Below are 21,708 nucleotides of genomic sequence, written 5' to 3'. Positions count from 1 at the left end.
TTATTAATTATACTTTTTAAAAAAGAAAAACCATGAAAACTAACATCTTATATATCTCTTTAGGAATATTATCCTTTTTGCTTACCCTAATTCTTATTCCCTTTTTTAAAAAAATAGCGATAAAAATCAATCTTGTAGACAAGCCCAACTATAGAAAAATACATCAAGATGCGGTTCCACTAGTTGGAGGAATTGCAATCGCAATAACTTCCCTCCTAATTTTAGGAATCCAATCTCTATTGTTTACAAATGCTAAACAATACATAATCATTTTTGCCTCTGCATTTTTACTCTTAATTGTAGGTGTGATTGACGACAAAATGGATGTAAAAGCCAAATACAAACTGGCGATTCAATTGTTGTTGTCCTTTATAATTGCTTCTTCCTCTATCAGATTTACATCGCTGTTTGGTTTATTTGGCATCTATGAAATTGCAGTTTGGGCACAGTATGCACTAACAATCATAGTAATTACGGGAGTTGTCAATGCTTTTAATTTAATGGATGGTGTTGACGGCCTAGTTGGCGGTTTGTCACTGTTGGGTTTTACCATGTTTTTGGTATCATCCTTTTATTTCAAAGATGCTAATTTAGGATTTATTAGTGTTGTATTTATTGGAGCGATCATTGGTTTTTTAAGATTCAATTTGTCTTCCAAAAAAATATTCATGGGTGATGCCGGCTCTCTCTTTTTGGGCTTTATACTAATTACTTTAGGAATTCAACTCATGGAAAAACAATCGAATGTTTCTAATACTGGTTATGGATATGGTTTTCTGTTAGTAGTAGCATTCTTTGCCATTCCAGTACTGGATTCCTTGAGAGTTTATATGGGCCGAATCAAAAGAGGAAATTCTCCGTTCAGCGCCGATAAGTCTCACTTGCACCATTTATTATTGACTGCAGGCTTGACCCATAAAAAAGTCTCTGTAGCAGTAGTTGCACTAAGTCTAATATTCTATTTCATCAGTTTTGGACTAATTTCCTTTTTATCCATTACACTTATAATTGTTATCACTCTATTTGTTTTTTGGTCTATCATTCGGTTTTTACTAATGATAAAAAACCTTGAGGAATGGAAAAATGCTTTAAAAAAATTAGAACAGAGATAAGTCCAAAAACAAATCCTGAATGTGAAGATCTGCCGAAGGTTTTACCACCCTTCGGCTTCTTTTTGAATTTTCTTAGTTAAACTTTTAAAAACCAAGTCATACGAATGATCAATCAATTCTTTCAATAAGATATCATCAACATCTTGATTTACGGCAATCGTGTTCCAATGTACTTTACTCATGTGAAAACCGGGTTGTATAGCATCATATTCGGCACGTAATTCCTGTGCACGTTCTGGATCACATTTGAGATTCACAGAAGGATTGCCTTTTTCCCATTGCAATAAAGAAGACAAAGCAAACATTTTTCCGCCAACTTTAAACACCAAAGTATCTTCATCAAATGGAAAATGTTCGGTCACTCCTTTTTTGGAAAGGCAATATTCGTAATACGTTTCTAGGTTCATATTTAATTATTTTCCGATTTCGCCCAAATGGGTAAACTTAAAACCTGTTTCATATTTTAGACCATAGCCAAACAATCTATCCATAGACGAATGGGTAAATAAAATCACTCCCCAAAGCTGAACTGCTGAATTAGAGCAATAAATTCCAACCAAATATACAGCTATCGCAATACCTCTGTGATGCACCATATTATAGCAAAGAGCTCCAACTTTATTTCCAAATACATATCCAATCATAGAGAAATCTGGGACTAAAATTAGTACCAAAAACCACCACCATGCATAGTTCAATTGACTAAAAAAATAAATACCGAGTATAAACAACCCTAATTCTTCGAGCTTGATAATTGTCTTCATATTTTTATTTTTTCCATCATTCTTTCTGGGTGTGCCAATTCTTTGAAACCAAATTTCTGATATAAAAAATGAGCATCTTTGGTAGCCAATCGCCATATTTTTACTTCTTGCAATTGTGGCTCTTGCATCATCTCATGAATTAAAATTGATGAATATCCGTTACCTCTGTGCTCTTCGGTTATAAAAACATCCATAACATAGGCAAAAACCACATAATCGGTAATCACTCTGGCAAAACCAATCTGTACATGATCAAGATAAATTCCAAAACAAATAGAACTGTCAATTGTTTTTTGAACTTCTTCAATGGTTCTTCCTGCAGCCCAATAAATATCTTTTAGAAAATGCTGAATAAATGGAACATTGAGTTTCATTTTATCGGTGGAAACTGTTATCATATTTGGTATAAAATCGGTTTACTTGGACTGGCGTCATTCTCGAAAGAAGCGATTTGTAAATTCAACAAATAAGTGCCGTCTTGCACTTCTTCAGCAACAAAAATCATTTCGGTAATCGTGCAGTCCAATCGTGCACTAGCATTTAAATTATTGACATCTTTTACATTCCAAAAGGCTTTGTGTGCCAATAATTTCCCTTCATCGTGCTCTTTGTCCACACTCGGTAAATCGATCAGCAAATGTTTAATTCCGTTTTCGCGAATAAAAAGCGCCGCATCTTCTGCCAAATAAGGCGGGTTGGTATTGGAATATTTCTGTGATTTTTTTATTTTAAAATTGGGTAATGTTCGAATAATGATTGCTTCAGGAGTTTTCAATCCCAATGCTTTTTTAACTTGATTTCTGCTAATCACCCAGTCTTCGCCTCGCATTTCTGGCACAATCGAAACCAGTTCGGCCAAAAAGAAAAACTGTTTCAAACATTGATTGATGCTGTAAAACTCTCTAGTAATATGACCCAGACATTCCGTATGGGTTCCATGCCCATGAGGATTGAAAAAAATGTTTTTAAAATTTGTAGATGCTCCTTCTTTTATGCTACCTATCCAATCACCAAAGACAACGGGTTCTATCACTGGTTTTTCTATGTACCAAGCAATCGGATTCTCCTCTGTATTGGTCAACGGAATCGAAATGTCAATGGGTTTTGAGAGGTCGACTTCTATAGTGTGATTGTTATGTTGAATTGTAGTCTTCATAAAACTAGTAAAGCGGTTTAGGATATTTTTGTTTAAAGTTAAAAACTATTTCAGAAGCACCATTTTTTTGCAAATAATCTAATTTCTCCATTGCTTCGGCAAGATCTGGAATTTCTCTTTTTTTAATCCACCACATCGCAGTAGAAACTTGTCCAAAAGTTTGAAACCATTCTTTCCTACGCTTTAAAAACTCCGAATGAAAGGTTTTGTACATATAATGTTCTAAAGTTTCAATACTTTCCCAAATGGAATAATTGACAATGATTTGTTCATCATTATAAGGATTTAAATTTGTTGCATTGTTCTCTTCGTCTTTTAATCGCCATACAAATCCATCACTTTTTTCAGCTATTTCATTGACTTTATCAAGATTGTCAACAAATTCTTTCATAATAGGATCATGAATGTTGACACCTTTCATTCTAGCGATATTTATTTCTGCAAGTTGATATTCTGCCATATTTCATTCTTTTATTTGGACAATTAAAACTTTGCGAACCTTACTGTTAATCCTATTCCAAATTTAAATAAAATAAGTCTGATGCAATTCCATCGGTCAAAAATTTTCCTTTTGGGGTTGGTTTCAAAATCTTCTCGATACTATTCCGCCCAAAAGTAGCATTACTCGAAGTGATGATTTCAAGTAAATCATCGTCAAGAAACTTCTGAGCTTGTTGATGCAAATAATCTAGATATTTTTTTCCGAATTCAGTTTCAATTCGATTCAAATCAACACCCCAAATCGTTCGTAAACCTGTCATAATATATTCGTTGTAACGGTCAGCAATCGAGAGAATCTCAATTTCATTGGGCAACTTGTTCTCTTGAATGGATTTTAAATACAGTGAATTATTAGAAACATTCCAACTTCTGGAAATTCCATCATAACTATGCGCTGATGGGCCAATACCTATGTATTTTTTTCCTAACCAATAAGCCGAATTGTTTTTTGAAAAATAATTGGGTTTTCCAAAATTGGATAATTCGTAATGGATAAAATTATTCGCTTCAAGCGTTTCTACTAAAATCACAAAATGTTCCTGAGCCGATTCGTCATTGGGTTTGGCAATTTTTCCGGTTTGAATGAGTTTGTTCAACGCCGTTTTTGGTTCGACAGTCAGTGCATAACTGGAAATATGTGGTATCCCAAAAGACAAAGCTGTTTCGATATTTTGCTTCCATTTCTCATTGCTCATTCCCGGAATTCCATAAATCAAATCGAGAGAAATATTATCAAAGTATTGCGTAGCTTCTTCGAGACATTTTTTGGCTTCTGCCGAATTATGAGCACGATTCATCATCACCAAATCATCTTCAAAGAAAGATTGAATTCCGATGCTTAGTCGATTGACACCAATTTTTAAAAGTTCAATTAAATACTCTACCGATAAATCATCAGGATTGGCTTCAAGAGTGATTTCAGGATTTTTAGCAACTTGATAATTTTTATAAATCGAATCAATCTGCAATCTCAAATCTGCAATCTGCAATCTGCTCGGCGTTCCTCCTCCAAAATAAATCGTTTCAACAACTTCATTCTTAAACTCAGTTTTGCGCATTTGCAATTCTTTGGCAATAGCCAAAACCATCTCTTCTTTCTTCTTCATCGAAGTCGAAAAATGAAAATCACAGTAATGACAAGCCTGCTTGCAAAATGGTATGTGTATGTAGATGCCACTCATAAATTAGTTTTCAGTTGCTGAGAATGCAAACTATTTTTTAACTCGTTCCTCATTTTGTTTTACAAAAGCATCCCAACCCGTATAGCTTTTATCTCCAATCACTTTTCCTGAATTGAAAAAATGACAAACTGCAGCTGCCAGTCCATCGGTAGAATCCAAATTTTTGGGTAATTCTTTCAGTCCCAATAATTGTTGAAGCATTTTGGCGACTTGTTCTTTGCTGGCATTTCCGTTTCCGGTGATCGCCATTTTTATTTTTTTGGGTTCGTATTCGGTAATGGGTATGTCTCTAGAAAGTCCTGCGGCCATAGCTACTCCTTGCGCACGACCAAGCTTCAGCATCGATTGTACGTTCTTGCCAAAGAAAGGAGCTTCAATCGCAATTTCGTCAGGATGATGCGTTTCTATTAATTCAATGGTACGTTCAAAAATGATTTTTAATTTTTGGTAGTGATTGTCATATTTTGACAATTGCAATTCGTTGAGCTGCAAAAATTCCATTTTCTTATTCACAATTTTTATCAATCCAAAACCCATAATCGTGGTTCCGGGGTCTATTCCTAATATGATGCGTTCTTTTATCAAGGTTTATTTTTAATTGTGTCCTGAGATTTAATTTATTTCTTCAAATTGCTTTTCATTTCTTCCAACATCGCAATTATCTTGTCTAATTTTTCTGCTTCAATTTTATCCAACTTAATGGTCAAAGCTTCAATTTCTAGCTTTGCATCCACATTGGTCTGATAATCGGATTGTGCCTGAATTCGGTCTCTTTCACTTTGTCTGTTTTGCGACATCATAATAATTGGTGCAGCATAAGCAGCTTGTGTTGAAAAAACAAGATTCAACAATATAAAAGGATAAACATCCCAATGATACACATAACCAATAAAGTTTAAACCCATCCATACTATTACAAAAACACTTTGAATAATAATAAATCTCCAAGATCCCATTCCTTTGGCTACTGAATCGGCCAAACGACTGCCAAAACCTAATGTCTCTATATGTTTTTCGTGCCAAGTTTTGTTATTACTCATATCCTAGTAGAATTGGTTTGTTGTTAAATTATTCAAGTTGTTACGCAAAGATACTCGAAGTTGGTTCAAAGATTTCCAAAGCATACATTTGAAAAATAAATTAAAAACTTTATTGATCTCTATTGAGTTTTCAGTGACTTTGTGTACTAGTTTTTCCTTTACTTTGCGCTATGATTTCAATTTCACACAAAACTAAGCAATTCCTTGTACTTATAGTCAAACTTTTGATTGTAGGCGGAGCGTTTTATTTTATTTACAATCAATTGGCCAATAATGACAAACTCGACTGGCAAAAATTCTTGGTATTGTTTCATAAAAATCAATCGGTTTTAGGAATTGGATTTATTCTTCTTTTGAGTGTCTTAAATCGTTTATTCGAAATCCTGAAATGGAAATATTTGGTTTCCTATCTCCATCCTATTTCTTTGGCTGAAGCTACCAAACAAGTTTTGGCCGGGCTTACTGCAGGATTATTTACCCCAAATGGCGTTGGTGAATATGCCGGAAAAGCATTGTATTTTGATAAAAAAGACACCAAAAAAGTGGTGTTTTTAAATTTGATATGCAATGGAATACAAATGATCTTGACTGTCATTTTTGGGATTTTTGGATTGTTGTATTTTAATGCGCAGTACAATGTAATCACTACAAAAACGGTAGCTGTTCTTTTTGGAATTCTGACAATCCTATTTATTGTTTTATTTTCAGTCAAAAAAATCACAATCAAAGGCTATTCTATCGAGAAACTGATTCATAAAATTAACGAAATTCCAAAATCGATTCATCAAAAAAATACGTATTTGGCGATTTTAAGGTATTTGGTTTTCTCGCATCAATACTATTTTTTGTTTTTGGCTTTTGATGTCGATTTACCTTATTTAATTCTCATTTCAGCCACATCGAGTGTTTACTTTCTGGCTTCATCTTTGCCTACTTTTCAGTTTTTGGATTTTGCCGTAAAAGGAAGTGTGGCGGTATATTTCTTCGGAATATTGGGCGTAAATGAATGGGTAGTTGTTTTTGTCACTACGCTGATGTGGTTTTTGAATGTGGTTTTACCAGTGGCTATTGGGAGCTATTATGTGTTGAATTTTAAACCAAAAACAGTGCTATGATTTTGATTTTATTAGGGATAGTAATCGTTTATGTTCTGACTATAAGTTGGCTCATTTATGGTTTTACCAAAATAAATCAGTTTGAATACATTGGCTTGCCACCAAAAACGAGCTTTAGCATTATTGTTCCTTTTCGGAATGAAGCCGAAAATTTACCGGTTCTATTGGAAAGTCTTTCAAAATTGAATTATCCGACGGATTTGTTTGAAGTGATTTTGGTTGACGATTTTTCTAGTGAAGAGTTTAAAGTTTCAGGTTTAAAGTTTAAAGTCACGGTCGTTAATAATCTTCGGGTTTCAAATTCCCCTAAGAAGGATGCCATTACAACGGCTATGCAAATGGTAAAAACCGATTGGGTTATTACCACCGATGCTGATTGTGTGGTTCATGAAAATTGGCTATTGGCGCTGGACAATTTCATTCAGTTACATCACGTTTCGATGATTGCGGGAGCGGTTACCTACAATTGCAATACTTCGTTTTTACATCACTTTCAGCAATTAGATTTGGCGAGTTTACAAGGGGCTACCATAGGGAGTTTTGGAATTAAAAAGGGTTTTATGTGTAATGGCGCCAATTTTGCTTATACCAAATCATTTTTTAAAAAACTCAAAGGTTTTGATGGTAACTTAACTATTGCCAGTGGTGATGATGTTTTTCTGTTGCAAAAAGCTATAGCCAAATATCCTGAAAAAGTAGTGTATTTAAAATCAAAGAATACTATCGTAACCACAAAACCTACTAATGATTGGAAATCGTTGTTTTACCAACGCGTTCGCTGGGCATCTAAAACAACTTCTTACCAAAGTATCTTCGGAAAAAGACTTGGGTTGCTTGTCTTTATGATGAATTTTGGTTTGGTTTATTGTTTCGTGCTGACTGTCTTAGGAATGCTCCCTTATTTTTTTGTGGGGCTTTATTTCCTAATCAAATTTGGAATTGACTCTGTGCTGATACAGCAAACAAATAAATTCTTGACGAAATACAAAATGCGCCATTTACTTTTAAGTAGTTTGTGGTATCCGTTTTTCAGTACTACTGTGGCTTTATATTGCCTTTTTGGAAAATACGAATGGAAAGGGAGAAGGTTTTAAAAATAAGATTGCAAATGTTAAAATTAAATTTCATTAAACTTTCAACACTAAACTCTCACCTCAAATCTTATTATGAAAACGAATGCCCTAGCCCAGATGGAAACGGCATCCTGTTGTCCCGGGGTTCGGGACGACAGATATAGTGCACAGCTGGAAATTGCTCCTTAAAAAAACTATTCCACTTTTAAAATAACAGGAAGAATAAATTGGGTTTTTACGGGTAATCCCCGCTTGATTGCTGGATTTATTTTTGGAAAACCTACCAAACGAGCTTTGAGAATGCTGTCTATTTTCACTTTATCATAAGCCACAGAATCTTTTGGAAATTGGGGTTCAAATTTCATCGTGGCATTGGGAAAAACAGTCACTTTCACTTCGATAGTATCCAACTCGGGATAAAGCATAGCCAATGTATCGTTGCAGAGTTTCTCTTGAATTAATTGGGTTAAAACCTCAAAAAAACATTGTTGGCGTTGCTTTTTGTCTTCAATTTTATCGCAATCAACAACTGATGGGTATTCGTCTACCTCTTTCCAATTAATAGACTTCAATTCCTTTTGCAACAATTCCTTTTCGGAGGGAACTTGCTTGTCAAAATATTGACAGGAATTAAAAAATATAAAGACTAAAAAAAAGGAATATTGCTTCAATGTTTGTTTTTTGAATGGGACTAATAGGTTATAAAAATACAATTATTTTTCTCATATACATATAAGAAAAAAGAGTTGTATTTTCGAGGTAAAATTACTAAAAATTATTTTATGGATATGCTACTTCTAATTCTTGGTTTTGCTTGTGCGATCGTAGGTGTTTTTGGAAGTTTTTTGCCTGTTTTACCTGGGCCGAGTATCAGCTGGGTTGGAATTGTATTGCTGTATTTTACGAATGCAGTTTCTGCCAATTATTGGATTTTGGGCCTTTCCTTGTTATTCACTATTGCGCTAACGATTTTGGATTATATCATTCCGGCAAAAGGAACCAAAAAATTTGGAGGTAGTTCGTATGGTATTTGGGGAACCAATATCGGTTTGGTTGTTGGGATTTTTGCTCCCATTCCGCTGGGTTTTATTATTGGACCATTCGTTGGTGCTTTTGTTGGCGAACTGATTTACGATAAACAAGACCACAAACGTGCTTTGAAAGCTGCAACTGGGTCTCTCCTCGGTTTTCTAGCTTCGTCCTTTATGAAGTTTGTGGTGTGTATGATGTATTTGGGTTTGTTTCTTTGGATTGTATGGCAGAATAGTGATGCATTGTTTTAATCTGTTTCTTGAGCTACTTCTGCAAAATCTAAAACCATTTAAAAATGTAATTCTCAAATATCTTGAACCATTAAGATATTAAGAAAATTAAGTATTGAAGCCTTTCTTAATAAACTTAATACCTTAATGGCTAAAAAAAAGAATGCATTACTATTTGATATTAATCTAGTATTTCCAGATTTTAATTTTTATCCATAAAAAAAGCCTCTCCATTAAGGAAAGGCTTCTAACAATATTTGCGGTCTGGACGGGACTCGAACCCGCGACCCCATGCGTGACAGGCATGTATTCTAACCAACTGAACTACCAAACCCTGTTTTATTGCGAGTGCAAAGATACAATAGATTTTCGTTTACGCAACTATTTTATAACACAAGAATTAAAAAAATAAAACCTCCTTAAAATCAAAAAAGCTATCCACAAAGTGGAAAGCTTTTCATTGGTCTAACTACAAACCGGTCTCGTCATATAGGACGAGAAACAACACAACTAGCTTTAGATACTGTATATTGGCAAAAAAAGCCTTTCTGTTACGAAAGGCTCTCCCAATATTAGCGGTCTGGACGGGACTCGAACCCGCGACCCCATGCGTGACAGGCATGTATTCTAACCAACTGAACTACCAAACCTCTGCTTTATTGCGGTGGCAAAGATACAATAGATTTTCGTTTACGCAAGCCTTTTTGTAGAGAATTAAGAATATTTTTTTGCCTTATTATCCAAACTTTTGTTTTTCAACCAAGTATGTCGTCAATATTTTTTCAAAATTTTCGCCAACGCCCACAGGAATGTACTTTATTTTGTTTTGAGCACACGTTAACGCCAACTTTTTGAAGTAATCGCTCACCTGTTTTTCGTATTCCTGCTTCACATTATCGGCAAAAATCACTACCTCATCTCCTGTTTCCACATCAATAAACTTTCTTGGGGCATTGTCAAAATCAAATTTAAGCTCCGTTTCGTTGTCTACCACATGAAATAAAACCACTTTATGTTTGTCGTGTTTCAAATGTTGCAACGCATTAAAAAGCGCTTCTTCATTATCCGACTGAAACATGTCGGTAAACAAAATAATCATCGAACGACGGTGAATTTTCTCTGCTATTTGATGCAGATACGTAATCGTATCTGTTTGCTTTTTTTCTTTAGTATCTCCCAAAAGGCCTTCGAGGGTGTTCAAAATCATTCTATGATGACGGTCACTCCCTTTTTCTGGTGCATAATACTCATAACTATCCGAAAACACACTGATCCCAATGGCATCTCGCTGTTTCTTCAGCAGGTTCATCAGTACTGCCGATGCCAATACCGAAAAACCTATTTTACTTTCATAAAACGGCTGATTATCCTTCAGTTTAGGATAATGCATCGACGAAGAGTTGTCAATAATGATATGACATCTCAGGTTGGTTTCTTCCTCAAAACATTTTGTGTACAAACGATCGGTCTTGGCAAATAATTTCCAATCGATATGTTTGGTACTTTCACCCACATTATACACTTTATGCTCGGCAAACTCAGCCGAAAATCCATGAAACGGACTTTTGTGCATACCCGAAATAAAACCTTCCACTACTTGATTGGCCAACAATTCCAAGTGCTGAAAACTGGATATTTTTTCTATTTGCGATTCGATCTTCATATTTCAAATGTATAAAAAAGTTTAGACAGTTTAAAAAACAAAAAAAGGCTTGACTTTCGCCAAACCTTCCTATATAAATTGATAACCGTTACCGATTACAACAATGCGTCTAAGCTATCTGCATACGTTTGTTTTGGAGCCACTCCTACTTGTTTTCCAACCACTTCTCCATTGTGGAAAACCAATACTGTTGGAATATTTCTCACACCGTATTTTGCAGCAAATTCTTGGTTTGCATCTACATCTACTTTACCTACAACTACTTTACCTTCGTACTCGTTGCTTAGTTCATCGATGATTGGTCCAACCATTCTACAAGGCCCACACCATGCTGCCCAAAAATCCACCATTACTGGTTGTGTCGATTTCAAAACTACTTCCTCAAAAGTAGCATCTGTTATTGCTAATGCCATACTATTTTTATTTTATGTTTAATTGCTTGTTTTTTTACTAGTGTACAAATTTAGAAATTAAAACCCAACCAAACGCCATTCCCAAATTAGTTTTCATTATAAATGTATTACTAATAGCTATTTTCAAGTGTTTGGGAGCTTCATCCTGCTGTCCGCTGTATCCACGCAAAAAAGCGTGGGATGCCGCTACCATCAGGGCTAGGGCATTCGGGATTTCAAGATCTTTAGTAAACAAAAAAAGACCCTCTTTTCAGAAGGTCTTCTATAATTTTCAATCGTAATGAATTATAGACTGTATTTCAATCCAAGAGTAAAACCTAATCCAGAAATTCCAACGTAAGAACTAATCTCATTCATTGCATCATTTGGTCTAGTTGTATCACCAGGAATAGTTGTCGTAGTCGTGTTAGGATTAAACAAAGGATTATTTGAACTACTATTAAGTTGATCCACATAATCTACGTGACTTGCAGAATAAGATGCATCTGGACGGAAAGCTGTAGGAGTGTTCAATTTATCAACCCCATTTTCAGTATAAGCCTCTGTTTCTTTAGTTTTTCCATGAACAGTAAAATTACGGTATTCTACTTCTCCATAAAGAGAAATGTTTTTACCTAATTTATATGAAGTCCCCAAAACAGCCATAAAACCAACTGTTGGGTTCGGTTTTACTACATCTTTAGCATATGTAGTAGTAGTTCCAGCTGGATTGCTATACACTCTATTTGTTTCAATAGTCAAATCACCAGAAACAGGAACAATAACCCCTACTTTTGTGTAAGGCTCAAAACCATTCAATTCTCCAAGAAACAATACAATAGCTGGGGCTAAATCATAAGCTGTAATTTTTCCTTCTGCTGAACCTGTAACGAAAGTTGGCCCAGCGGCTACTAATCTATTTACTGTTTCAACCATTGTTTTACTATTACTTGAGTAATAATTAAAAGCCATCTCAACACCTAAACGTGGTGTAAAACGGTATCCCGCAGTTAAGCCTGTACGGAAACCTTCTCCAAAAGAACCTGTATTAGTTTCTCTAGAAACCAAAGTAGTTCCATTTGCAGCATATACATCTGTATTTGGCAATGCTCCAGAAACAATTGGAAATTCTGTTGCAGCAGTTTGTATAAAATAAGAACCTCCTACTTTAAAATACCAGCTTTCTTTTGTACTATCTGTAGTACTTGCAGTTTGTCCTACCATTGTCATTGTAGAAACTAATAATCCTAATAAAAATAGGGTCTTTTTCATAATTTTTTTATTCTTAAGTTAATTTATACAAACATAAAAAAAAATACACAGTTCCTACACTTGCTTTGTACATGCATCAGCGAAATCGTTGTAATTTTGCGCAATATTACTAAAAAAATAATATGCGCGCATAACTTTAACTAAAAAAAATAATTATCGATTAAAAATTAACTGTTAAAAAATTAATTGAGCTTAAAATTGACCTGCATTTTCTCCAATTCAAACAATAATTCATTTGAAATTTGGATTTTCAGCTTCCTACTTGGCATCGACAATTTGGTTACCACTTTAATTTCTTCTATTTCTGTAACAGATTTTTCTTCCGGTAGTTCAGCAACTTCTTCATTTTCATCCACAAAAGATTCTTCGTCCGTATCAACAAACTCTGGTTGCGCTTCTACAAGCCGTTTTATTTTTTCCAATTCCATAATTTCAAAAGTCACCGTATTATCTCCTTTATTCTCCTGAAACAAACGATTCAGTTTATGAATGAATTCGGCTTCAATGTCTTTAACATTCAACAAAAGAATTAACTTTTTGGCAAAAGTACTCAGAACATCTTGCAAATATTGCACGAGAACAAACTGCATTCTGGGTTCCGTTTTTTTGCCCGTATCCTGATTGACCCAACCTTCTTTTATCATCACTTTCATAAAAGTAAAGTTGTTTTGAATAAAGAAATGCCTGAACTTTAAATACTCCTCCCCAAAAATTTTAAACTCATAACTTTCGTCATAGCCTTCGAGCATAAAAGTTCCCCAGCCCTTTCCGTTCTTGGCCACACGGTGTTGCACGTTGGTGATAATCCCTCCAAAAGTTAGATTCTTACCTATATATAATTCCATATTTTTCAACGCTTCTAATTTGGCATTGCAAAAATATTTCATTTCAAATTTGTAATCGTCCAGTGGATGTCCTGAAATGTATATTCCAACAACCTCTTTTTCTTTGGCCAGTTTTTCCATCGTGCTCCAGTCTTCACAAGGAGGAACAACAGGTTCGGCAATTTGTACATCACTGCTTTCGCCAAACAAACTCACCTGAGATGAATTTTCATTCTCCTGAAATTTGGATCCGTACTTGATGGATTTTTCATAGAACGTAATTCCATCGCCATCATCATGAAAATATTGCGCTCGGGTTGTTCCTTCGAACGAATCAAATCCACCGGCCAGAATTAAGTTTTCGAGTGCTTTTTTATTCGCTGCGCGTAAATCAATACGCTTGGTTAAGTCGAAAATAGACTTGTATTTTCCGTCTTTTCTATTCTCTACAATGGTTGCCACAGCTCCGGAACCAACACCTTTTATAGCCCCCATCCCAAAACGTACCGCATAATCATCATTTACTGTAAACTTATAAAACGATTCATTCACATCAGGTCCAAGAACCTGTAATCCCATGCGTTTACATTCCTCCATAAAGAAAGAAACTTGCTTGATGTCACTCATATTATTAGACAAAACCGCCGCCATATATTCTGCTGGGTAGTTGGCTTTGAGATAAGCCGTTTGATAGGCAACCCACGCATAACAGGTCGAGTGCGATTTGTTAAAAGCATATTCGGCAAAGGCTTTCCAGTCATTCCAGATTTTTTCCAACTTGTCTTTGGCATGTCCTTTTTCCATCGCCTGAGAGATGAATTTTGGCTCCATTTTGGCCAAAACATCAATCATCTTTTTTCCCATCGCTTTACGCAAAACATCGGCATCACCCTTTGAGAATCCTGCTAGTTTTTGGGACAAGAGCATTACCTGTTCTTGGTAAACGGTAATTCCGTACGTATCTTTTAGCAGTTCTTCGCAGTCGGCCAAATCGTATTCGATAGGCTCTTCTCCGTTTTTACGTTTAATAAAACTCGGGATATAAGCAATCGGTCCCGGACGATACAATGCATTCATGGCAATCAAATCGGGAAAAACCGTGGGTTTTAGTTCCTTCATGTATTTTTGCATTCCCGCACTCTCATATTGAAAAATCCCTACTGTTTCTCCACGCTGGAAAAGTTCATATGTTTTTGCGTCATCAATAGGAAATGTATCAGGATCGAGTTCAATTCCCGATCTGTATTTTACTAATTTTACGGTATCTTTTATAAGCGTTAGGGTCTTCAAACCCAAGAAGTCCATTTTCAACAAACCGGCACTTTCTACGACCGAGTTGTCAAACTGGGTGACAAACAAATCCGAATCTTTTGCCGTAGCCACAGGAACGAAATTGGTAATATCACTTGGCGTAATAATCACTCCACAGGCGTGAATACCTGTATTTCTTAAATTTCCTTCTAAGACTTTTGCTTGCTGGATTGTTTCACCGCCCAAATCTCCTTCATTCGCAATTTCGATTAATTCCTTAATCTTATCGTATTCTTCCGGTCGAACTGCTTTCCGAATAACATCTTCTTTCTCGTTCAAGAAACGAGCCAAATTCCATTTGGAAGGCATCATTCCCGGAATCAATTTTGCAATTTTATCGGCTTCAAATAATGGTAAATCCAGTACACGAGCCGTATCACGAATCGCCGATTTGGTTGCCATTTTACCATACGTTATAATCTGGGCCACTTGTTTGGAACCGTATTTTCGAATCACATAATCCATTACGCTACTACGGCCTTCATCATCAAAATCGATATCAATATCGGGTAGTGACACACGATCGGGATTCAGGAAACGCTCAAAAAGCAGATTGTACATCAAGGGGTCAATATTGGTAATCTTCAAACAATAGGCTACCACCGATCCCGCTGCAGATCCCCTTCCCGGACCTACCGAAACACCCATACTTCTGGCTTCGGCAATTAAATCCTGTACAATCAAAAAATATCCAGGATATCCTGAATTCTTAATGGTCAATAATTCAAAATCCAATCGTTCCTGAATCTCGTCAGTAATTACAGGATATCGGCGATTTGCTCCTTCAAAAGTAAGATGTCTCAAATAGGCATTTTCCCCGCGTACTCCGCCATCTTTTTCATCTTCAGGGTCGTTGAACTCCACTGGGATTTCAAACTTGGGAAGCAATACTTCACGGGCTAAATCGAAAATTTCAATCTTATCAACAATCTCCGATATATTCGAAATCGCTTCGGGTAAATCGGCAAAGAGTTGTTTCATCTCGTCTCCCGACTTGAAATAATATTCTTGATTGGGCAAACCATAACGATAGCCACGACCACGACCGATTGGCGTAGTTTGTTTTTCACCATCCCGCACACAAAGCAAAATATCGTGGGCGTTGGCATTTTCTTTATCGATATAAAAAATATTGTTGGTTGCAATGAGCTTCACTTCGTGCTTTCTAGCCAACGAAATCAAGGATGTATTCACACGATTTTCATCCTCTTGATTGTGACGCATCAACTCAATATAGAAATCGTCTTGGAATTCATTTTTCCACCAGAGCAAAGCTTCCTCAGCTTGATTTTCTCCAAGATTTAATACTTTGCTGGGGATTTCGCCATAGAGATTTCCGGATAAAACAATAATGTCTTCTTTGTACTGCTGAATGACTTTCCGGTCTATTCTAGGAACATAATAAAATCCTTCAGTATAGGCGATGGAAGACATTTTGGCCAAATTATGATAGCCTTTTTTGGTCTTTGCCAAAAGTACTATTTGGTATCCATTGTCTTTTACCGACTTGTTTTTATGGTCTTCGCAGACAAAGAATTCACAACCTACAATCGGTTTCATCGGAACTTCAGTAGGTTCCTCACCGTTTTCTATGGCTGCTTTATTTTTGGATTCGGCTGCTTTATTATGGTATAAAATATCGCGGACAAAATGAAAGGCTCCCATCAAATTGGCGTGATCCGTCATTGCTACGGCAGGCATTTTTTGTTGTGCGGCTGCTTTTACTAATGCAGCAATACTAATGGTCGATTGCAAAACCGAAAACTGCGTATGATTATGTAAATGCACAAAAGGCGCATCTATTAGAACTTTTTTATTTTCCGTAAGTTCTTCTTTGGAAACTGAAACGGCTTGTTTCTCTCCAAATTGAAGTCGAATTTTTTCTGAAGCTTCTTTTAGATTGATGTGTTTTAAACCAATCAGCTCAATTTCATGGGGATTTTTACTTTTGAAATCCTTGAAATAACCAATTTCAACATCGAGTTCCTCTTTGGTAAAAATATCACGACGAATTAATTCCAAGAAACAACGCGTGGTTGCCTCAACATCGGCAGTGGCGTTGTGCGCTTCCGCAAAAGGTTTATCGAAAAGATAAGAGTGTAGTTCTGTTAAAGTTGGCAATTTGAATTTGCCTCCACGCCCTCCGGGTAATTTTAATAACGAAGCGGTAACCTCTGTACAAGTATCTAGAATTGGCATTGAACCCATAGGAGAGTCAACTCCCATTCTATAGAATTCACATCCCATAATGTTAATATCAAAACCTAGATTCTGCCCCACAATAAACTTGGCTTTGCCTAAAGCGATATTGAATTTCTCCAAAACTTCGGCCAACGAAATACCTTCGGCTTCGGCCAATTCGGTGGATATTCCGTGAATACGCTCGGCATCATACGGAATGTTAAATCCTTCCGGTTTTACCAAATAATCCTGATGCTCGATGAGTTTCCCCATGTCGTCGTGCAGCTGCCATGCAATTTGTACACATCTTGGCCAGTTGTCGGTATCAGAAATGGGTGCGCCCCATTTCTTGGGTAATCCTGTGGTTTCGGTATCGAATATTAAGTACATAGTTTCTAAAAAGCAAAATTAAAGTTCCAACTTGCAAGTATTTATCGTCCTAAAATATTGATTTTATGGACTATAAAAAACATCAAAATACAAAATGGCGGAAGTTCAAATTTAGTTTTTTTATAAGGATTGGGAGCCTTAAGTTATTAACAAAAAAGATGTTTTGGCAAAATAGATTGTATTATTACAAATATTCTGTAGGAAATTATTTTTTACTTAGAAATAGACAACTATAATTGATTAGAACTTATGGAATTAATCTAGAATATATGTCACCAGAAATTAGAGACCCTTTTTAATTCAAATAAGATGAAAACAAAATACCTTATTATTCTATTTTCTATGCTTTTTTTTAATTGTAATGACACAAAGGAAGATGAATTTTTAAAACATTTTACATATAAAAACAAGTATGAAAATTTGTCGATTGATCAATTAAAAAAACAAATTAATGAGACAGATCTATTTACTTTAAATAAATCTGAAGCAATGAATGAATTTGTGTTCAATGATGATAAAAAATACTATTATGGATATAAAAGTAAATTGACTCAGGATACTTATTTAATTTCATATGGTGTTACTTATAACCCTTTGTACACAGGAACATTTAGGCTAATAAACTGGTCAGATACTTATTTATGCATATATCAAAATGGAAATGGTGTAGTTTCTAAGATTAAAACAGCATCTTCTGATCCTCTTTTGAGCGGGTGTAAAGAAAAAAACGGGATTTACACAATAACATCTTTTAATAGTGTCTTTAAAATAGATGATTCGGTCGGATATAGAAAATATTTTAGAACTGATAGCATCATAGCAAAGTATAAAATTGAAAACAACCGATTTGTAGAAATAGTAAAAAGTTATAATGGAATTATATTACACAATTAAGATTGAACAATACAACATAAATCATTTTTAACGTATTGAAATCCTTTACTATAATGTTACTTTTTTTTAGCAACCAATATATGCAAACATATGTCAGAAACAACTTCTAATTTAAATTGAGATGAAAGCTAAATACATTATTATTCTATTTTCTATACTTTTTTGTAACTGCACTAATACAAAGGAAGAAACTTTTTTAGAAAATTTTCCAGACAAAGAAGAATATGAATCTAATAGTAATAGAAAACCAAAAGAAATAACCTCTGATGATTTGTATTTTTTAAATAGATCTGAAGCTATCAACGAATTCGAATCTGAAATAGGTAAAAATTATTATTATGGATACAAAACAAAAACAAGTAATGATTGCTATTTAATACTTTACGGATATACATATAGAATTGACAACAATTATCATCCTTTTGCACTAGGTTTTGCTGGCAAATCATACTTGTGTATCTATCAAAAAGGAAATGGGATAGTATCAAAACTTAAGATATCAACTAATGATCCTATTCAAAATACATATGAAGAAAAAACAAATATTTATACAATAAAAACCGTTTCAGCTATATTAAAGTACGATGAACTAAAAAATGGATTCTTTCCTTATCGTTCAAAAGACACCATTGTTTCAAAGTATAAAATTGAAAACAATAGATTTGTAAAAATAAATAGTCTCCGAATTTCCAAATTACATCCGTAAAAACAACATGTCTCGAACAGCACAAACGTTCTTGCGAGCGAGTGAGGGATAGAAATAAGCTACCGAAGTAGCATCGATAGCCCGACCGCGTTGAGTAAAGGGGCTGTATAAACGGTGCTGTAAGTTGGCCACTTTGCTCAACGGGGGCACGCCCAAAATATTTTTAACCTTTATCTCTTTAGTTTCATTCCAAAAACCTACTTTCTAATCAAATATTCATCTCTTCTCTTTTTTGGATGTCGTAGTATTTTAGCAAAAAAAGTGAAATAAAAAAACTCAAAATCGGCATTATTTACTGCTTATAAAATTGGTTTTTTGATTCATTTTTAGCAAATCACACTAATACAAAATATAACAATAATCACTATTTTTTAATTTTTTGTTGTGATTTTTTAAACTAATTACCAATTTATACATTTTATTTGTAATAAATTTGCAAATTATTAAAAACAGAAGCAACAGTATCAAATCTGCTTTGAAAAGAAATTCAAAGTCAAATTAAGAAAGTGTATTTTTTGACCAAAAACAATGAACTAAAGTGCAATGGTGCTGTAAAGTTCTTTTGGGTATCGTATATAAACGCTTTTCGAAATTGACGCCTCTCTTTTCTTTTTTAAATTTGTTGCCAATGCTATAATTGATAGGAAACTATCGGGATTATAAAAGAGAAATACACTAAAAAATAGTTAAAATGAGTACTACATTATTCGACAAAGTATGGGATTCGCACGTGGTGCGTAAAATAGAAGATGGACCAGATGTGTTTTTTATTGACCGTCATTTTATTCACGAAGTGACTAGTCCTGTTGCTTTTTTAGGTTTGAAAGAAAGAGGTATCAAGGTGCTGTATCCGGAACGCACTTTTGCAACTGCCGATCACAACACTCCAACTATAAACCAACATTTACCGGTTGCCGATGCTTTATCTGCCAACCAATTGAAAGCGCTGGAAGACAATGCAGCCGAATATGGAATTTCGCACTGGGGATTGGGACACCAAAAAAATGGTATCGTTCACGTGGTAGGACCTGAAAATGGAATTACTTTGCCTGGTGCAACTATCGTTTGTGGTGATTCTCACACTTCTACTCACGGTGCTTTTGGAGCTATTGCTTTTGGTATTGGAACTTCAGAAGTGGAAATGGTTATGGCTACTCAATGTATTATGCAGCCAAAACCAAAGAAAATGCGTATTAACGTAAACGGAACTTTGAGTAAAGGAGTGGGGCCAAAAGACGTAGCCCTTTATATCATTTCAAAATTGACAACTTCGGGCGGAACAGGATATTTTGCTGAATATGCGGGAAATGTTTTTGAAGAAATGTCTATGGAAGGTCGTATGACCGTTTGCAACTTGAGTATCGAAATGGGTGCTCGTGGCGGTATGATTGCTCCTGACCAAAAAACATTTGATTTCTTGGAAGGACGTTTGTATGCTCCAAAAGGAGAAGCTTGGACAAAAGCAGTCGAATATTGGAAAACTTTGAAAACGGATGCTGATGCTTTTTTTGATGCTGAATTAAACATCGATGCGGCTGATATTGAACCAATGATTACTTACGGAACCAATCCTGGAATGGGAATTGGTATCTCAGCAACTATTCCAAACGCCAACCAAGTAGAAGGTGGCGAGGAAACGTATAAAAAATCTTTGGCCTATATGGGCTTCCACGAAAATGACGTAATGATTGGCAAATCAATTGATTTTGTTTTCTTGGGAAGCTGTACGAATGGCCGTATCGAAGATTTTAGAGCTTTTACAGAAATTGTTAAAGGCAGAAAAAAAGCAGACAATGTTACCGCTTGGCTGGTTCCAGGTTCTCACGTTGTAGAAGCACAGATTAAAGAAGAAGGTCTTTTGGACATTCTTACTGAGGCAGGTTTTGTATTACGTCAGCCTGGATGTTCAGCATGTTTGGCAATGAACGATGATAAAGTTCCTGCTGGAAAATATGCAGTAAGTACATCAAACAGAAACTTTGAAGGTCGTCAAGGTCCTGGTTCAAGAACTTTGTTAGCTTCTCCAATTATGGCAGCAGCTGCAGCAGTTACTGGAAAACTGACAGATCCAAGAGATTTGATGTAATCCCCCTAACCCCCGAAGGGGGAATCTAAATAGGTAAAAAAAACACAATAAATACAGGCTCCTACAACTCCCCCTTCGGGGGTTGGGGGGACTTTAAATTACAAAAAACAATGGCATACGATAAATTTACCATCCTTACTAGTAGTGCAGTGCCACTACCAATAGAAAACGTGGATACCGATCAAATCATCCCAGCTCGTTTCTTGAAAGCTACAAAACGTGAAGCTTTTGGAGACAACCTTTTTAGAGATTGGAGATACAATGGAGATGATACTCCAAAAGCAGATTTCGTTTTGAACGACGCAACATACAGCGGAAAAATATTAGTGGGCGGAAAAAACTTTGGTTCGGGTTCTTCAAGAGAGCACGCAGCTTGGGCAGTTTACGATTATGGATTTCGTGCCGTTGTTTCTAGTTTCTTCGCGGATATTTTTAAAGGAAATTGCTTGAACATTGGTGTTTTGCCAGTACAAGTAAGCCCAGAATTTGCTGAAACTATTTTCAAAGCAATCGAAGCCGATCCAAAAACAGAATTGGAAATCAATTTGCCTGAGCAAACTATTACACTTAAAGTAACGGGACAAAAAGAGTCTTTTGATATTTCTGGATACAAAAAAGACAATATGATTAACGGCTTTGATGATATTGACTACTTGCAAAACATTAAAGAAGAAATCACGGGATTTGCAGATAAACTGCCTTACTAAAAGTATTAATTTTACAGTATTTAACTATAATTATTATTACAGATAAATATTGTCAAAAAAAATAATTTAAAACCACCT

General features: G+C 35.4%; 21 protein-coding genes and 2 tRNA genes. 8 read left to right on the top strand and 15 right to left on the bottom strand.

Going from position 1 to position 21,708, the window contains the following annotated elements; all coding sequences use genetic code 11:
• Positions 1–32: 32 nt before the first annotated feature.
• Positions 33–1,112 carry a glycosyltransferase family 4 protein gene (locus OLM57_RS06435; protein ID WP_264566410.1) on the top strand — a complete coding sequence of 360 codons (1,080 nt, stop codon included), beginning with the start codon at positions 33–35 and terminating at the stop codon, positions 1,110–1,112.
• 41 nt (positions 1,113–1,153) lie between these two features.
• Here OLM57_RS06435 and OLM57_RS06430 read toward each other — a convergent pair whose 3' ends face one another.
• From OLM57_RS06430 to OLM57_RS06395, 8 genes are read right to left on the bottom strand one after another with little or no spacing between them, the layout of a single operon-like run.
• Entirely contained in the window at positions 1,154–1,519 is a 366-nt protein-coding gene (locus OLM57_RS06430; protein WP_264566409.1) for an MmcQ/YjbR family DNA-binding protein, read from the bottom strand.
• 6 nt (positions 1,520–1,525) lie between these two features.
• Entirely contained in the window at positions 1,526–1,876 is a 351-nt protein-coding gene (locus OLM57_RS06425; protein ID WP_264566408.1) for a DUF4260 domain-containing protein, read from the bottom strand.
• Positions 1,873–2,274 carry a GNAT family N-acetyltransferase gene (locus OLM57_RS06420; RefSeq protein ID WP_264566407.1) on the bottom strand — a complete coding sequence of 134 codons (402 nt, stop codon included), beginning with the start codon at positions 2,272–2,274 and terminating at the stop codon, positions 1,873–1,875. Before OLM57_RS06420 ends, OLM57_RS06425 begins: the two co-directional genes overlap by 4 nt.
• Positions 2,271–3,032: a cyclase family protein gene (locus OLM57_RS06415; RefSeq protein ID WP_264566406.1), complete on the bottom strand. Its 762-nt coding sequence runs from the start codon at positions 3,030–3,032 to the stop codon at positions 2,271–2,273. Before OLM57_RS06415 ends, OLM57_RS06420 begins: the two co-directional genes overlap by 4 nt.
• Positions 3,033–3,036: 4 nt before the next feature.
• Positions 3,037–3,492, bottom strand: a complete 456-nt coding sequence (locus OLM57_RS06410) for a DUF3291 domain-containing protein (protein WP_264566405.1) — start codon at positions 3,490–3,492, stop codon at positions 3,037–3,039.
• Positions 3,493–3,544: 52 nt separating this feature from the next.
• Positions 3,545–4,714 (bottom strand): radical SAM family heme chaperone HemW, encoded by a 1,170-nt coding sequence (gene hemW, locus OLM57_RS06405; RefSeq protein WP_264566404.1) that lies wholly within the window; start codon positions 4,712–4,714, stop codon positions 3,545–3,547.
• A 30-nt stretch (positions 4,715–4,744) separates the two neighbouring features.
• Positions 4,745–5,299, bottom strand: coding sequence for a crossover junction endodeoxyribonuclease RuvC (gene ruvC / locus OLM57_RS06400; RefSeq protein WP_264566403.1), 555 nt, complete (start codon positions 5,297–5,299; stop codon positions 4,745–4,747).
• Positions 5,300–5,331: 32 nt separating this feature from the next.
• Positions 5,332–5,754, bottom strand: a complete 423-nt coding sequence (locus OLM57_RS06395; RefSeq protein ID WP_264566402.1) for a DUF1003 domain-containing protein — start codon at positions 5,752–5,754, stop codon at positions 5,332–5,334.
• Positions 5,755–5,924: 170 nt separating this feature from the next.
• Here OLM57_RS06395 and OLM57_RS06390 point away from each other — a divergent pair, with 170 nt between their 5' ends.
• Positions 5,925–6,869 (top strand): flippase-like domain-containing protein, encoded by a 945-nt coding sequence (locus tag OLM57_RS06390; RefSeq protein WP_264566401.1) that lies wholly within the window; start codon positions 5,925–5,927, stop codon positions 6,867–6,869.
• A complete protein-coding gene (locus OLM57_RS06385) occupies positions 6,866–7,963 on the top strand; it encodes a glycosyltransferase family 2 protein (protein ID WP_264566400.1) in 1,098 nt (365 codons plus the stop codon). Before OLM57_RS06390 ends, OLM57_RS06385 begins: the two co-directional genes overlap by 4 nt.
• Before the next feature lie 173 nt (positions 7,964–8,136).
• Here the strand turns inward: OLM57_RS06385 and OLM57_RS06380 are convergent, their stop codons facing one another.
• Positions 8,137–8,613: a hypothetical protein gene (locus OLM57_RS06380; RefSeq protein WP_264566399.1), complete on the bottom strand. Its 477-nt coding sequence runs from the start codon at positions 8,611–8,613 to the stop codon at positions 8,137–8,139.
• Between the two features lie 111 nt (positions 8,614–8,724).
• Between OLM57_RS06380 and OLM57_RS06375 the strand changes: the two genes are divergently transcribed.
• A complete protein-coding gene (locus OLM57_RS06375) occupies positions 8,725–9,225 on the top strand; it encodes a DUF456 domain-containing protein (RefSeq protein WP_264566398.1) in 501 nt (166 codons plus the stop codon).
• A gap of 239 nt (positions 9,226–9,464) precedes the next feature.
• On the opposite strand, the gene OLM57_RS06370 is transcribed toward OLM57_RS06375, so the two are convergent.
• From OLM57_RS06370 to dnaE, 6 genes are all read right to left on the bottom strand, one after another.
• Positions 9,465–9,538 (bottom strand) — tRNA-Asp (locus OLM57_RS06370).
• 242 nt (positions 9,539–9,780) lie between these two features.
• Positions 9,781–9,854 (bottom strand) — tRNA-Asp (locus OLM57_RS06365).
• A gap of 86 nt (positions 9,855–9,940) precedes the next feature.
• Positions 9,941–10,867, bottom strand: coding sequence for a DUF58 domain-containing protein (locus OLM57_RS06360; protein ID WP_264566397.1), 927 nt, complete (start codon positions 10,865–10,867; stop codon positions 9,941–9,943).
• A gap of 95 nt (positions 10,868–10,962) precedes the next feature.
• Positions 10,963–11,280 (bottom strand): thioredoxin, encoded by a 318-nt coding sequence (trxA, locus tag OLM57_RS06355; RefSeq protein ID WP_077377586.1) that lies wholly within the window; start codon positions 11,278–11,280, stop codon positions 10,963–10,965.
• Between the two features lie 285 nt (positions 11,281–11,565).
• Positions 11,566–12,531: a porin family protein gene (locus OLM57_RS06350; RefSeq protein ID WP_264566396.1), complete on the bottom strand. Its 966-nt coding sequence runs from the start codon at positions 12,529–12,531 to the stop codon at positions 11,566–11,568.
• 182 nt (positions 12,532–12,713) lie between these two features.
• Positions 12,714–17,237: a DNA polymerase III subunit alpha gene (gene dnaE / locus OLM57_RS06345; RefSeq protein ID WP_264566395.1), complete on the bottom strand. Its 4,524-nt coding sequence runs from the start codon at positions 17,235–17,237 to the stop codon at positions 12,714–12,716.
• Positions 17,238–17,546: 309 nt separating this feature from the next.
• On the opposite strand from dnaE, the gene OLM57_RS06340 reads away from it, so the two are divergent.
• The 4 genes from OLM57_RS06340 (at position 17,547) to leuD (ending at position 21,630) form a co-directional block, all read left to right on the top strand.
• The gene (locus tag OLM57_RS06340; RefSeq protein WP_264566394.1) at positions 17,547–18,131 is read left to right on the top strand and encodes a hypothetical protein; all 585 of its coding nucleotides are present in this window, start codon (positions 17,547–17,549) and stop codon (positions 18,129–18,131) included.
• A gap of 121 nt (positions 18,132–18,252) precedes the next feature.
• Positions 18,253–18,837, top strand: a complete 585-nt coding sequence (locus tag OLM57_RS06335) for a hypothetical protein (protein ID WP_264566393.1) — start codon at positions 18,253–18,255, stop codon at positions 18,835–18,837.
• Between the two features lie 691 nt (positions 18,838–19,528).
• Positions 19,529–20,923: a 3-isopropylmalate dehydratase large subunit gene (leuC, locus tag OLM57_RS06330; RefSeq protein WP_264566392.1), complete on the top strand. Its 1,395-nt coding sequence runs from the start codon at positions 19,529–19,531 to the stop codon at positions 20,921–20,923.
• A gap of 110 nt (positions 20,924–21,033) precedes the next feature.
• Entirely contained in the window at positions 21,034–21,630 is a 597-nt protein-coding gene (gene leuD / locus OLM57_RS06325) for a 3-isopropylmalate dehydratase small subunit (protein ID WP_264566391.1), read from the top strand.
• Positions 21,631–21,708 lie beyond the last annotated feature (78 nt).

This window comes from Flavobacterium sp. N3904, from assembly GCF_025947305.1.
Classification (GTDB): Bacteria; Bacteroidota; Bacteroidia; order Flavobacteriales; family Flavobacteriaceae; genus Flavobacterium.
Note: the sequence above shows the minus strand (reverse complement) of the source record. Positions and strands in the feature narration are given on the sequence as shown.

Bases quoted from the DNA above. Each gene is read 5' to 3' on its own strand.
- OLM57_RS06395 (WP_264566402.1), bottom strand. From the start codon at position 5,754: ATGAGTAATAACAAAACTTGGCACGAAAAACATATAGAGACATTAGGT.
- OLM57_RS06390 (WP_264566401.1), top strand. From the start codon at position 5,925: ATGATTTCAATTTCACACAAAACTAAGCAATTCCTTGTACTTATAGTC.
- OLM57_RS06350 (WP_264566396.1), bottom strand. From the start codon at position 12,531: ATGAAAAAGACCCTATTTTTATTAGGATTATTAGTTTCTACAATGACA.
- OLM57_RS06340 (WP_264566394.1), top strand. From the start codon at position 17,547: ATGAAAACAAAATACCTTATTATTCTATTTTCTATGCTTTTTTTTAAT.
- OLM57_RS06375 (WP_264566398.1), top strand. From the start codon at position 8,725: ATGGATATGCTACTTCTAATTCTTGGTTTTGCTTGTGCGATCGTAGGT.
- trxA (WP_077377586.1), bottom strand. From the start codon at position 11,280: ATGGCATTAGCAATAACAGATGCTACTTTTGAGGAAGTAGTTTTGAAA.
- leuC (WP_264566392.1), top strand. From the start codon at position 19,529: ATGAGTACTACATTATTCGACAAAGTATGGGATTCGCACGTGGTGCGT.
- dnaE (WP_264566395.1), bottom strand. From the start codon at position 17,237: ATGTACTTAATATTCGATACCGAAACCACAGGATTACCCAAGAAATGG.
- OLM57_RS06360 (WP_264566397.1), bottom strand. From the start codon at position 10,867: ATGAAGATCGAATCGCAAATAGAAAAAATATCCAGTTTTCAGCACTTG.
- OLM57_RS06430 (WP_264566409.1), bottom strand. From the start codon at position 1,519: ATGAACCTAGAAACGTATTACGAATATTGCCTTTCCAAAAAAGGAGTG.
- OLM57_RS06420 (WP_264566407.1), bottom strand. From the start codon at position 2,274: ATGATAACAGTTTCCACCGATAAAATGAAACTCAATGTTCCATTTATT.
- OLM57_RS06435 (WP_264566410.1), top strand. From the start codon at position 33: ATGAAAACTAACATCTTATATATCTCTTTAGGAATATTATCCTTTTTG.
- leuD (WP_264566391.1), top strand. From the start codon at position 21,034: ATGGCATACGATAAATTTACCATCCTTACTAGTAGTGCAGTGCCACTA.
- hemW (WP_264566404.1), bottom strand. From the start codon at position 4,714: ATGAGTGGCATCTACATACACATACCATTTTGCAAGCAGGCTTGTCAT.
- OLM57_RS06335 (WP_264566393.1), top strand. From the start codon at position 18,253: ATGAAAGCTAAATACATTATTATTCTATTTTCTATACTTTTTTGTAAC.
- OLM57_RS06425 (WP_264566408.1), bottom strand. From the start codon at position 1,876: ATGAAGACAATTATCAAGCTCGAAGAATTAGGGTTGTTTATACTCGGT.
- OLM57_RS06385 (WP_264566400.1), top strand. From the start codon at position 6,866: ATGATTTTGATTTTATTAGGGATAGTAATCGTTTATGTTCTGACTATA.
- OLM57_RS06415 (WP_264566406.1), bottom strand. From the start codon at position 3,032: ATGAAGACTACAATTCAACATAACAATCACACTATAGAAGTCGACCTC.
- OLM57_RS06410 (WP_264566405.1), bottom strand. From the start codon at position 3,492: ATGGCAGAATATCAACTTGCAGAAATAAATATCGCTAGAATGAAAGGT.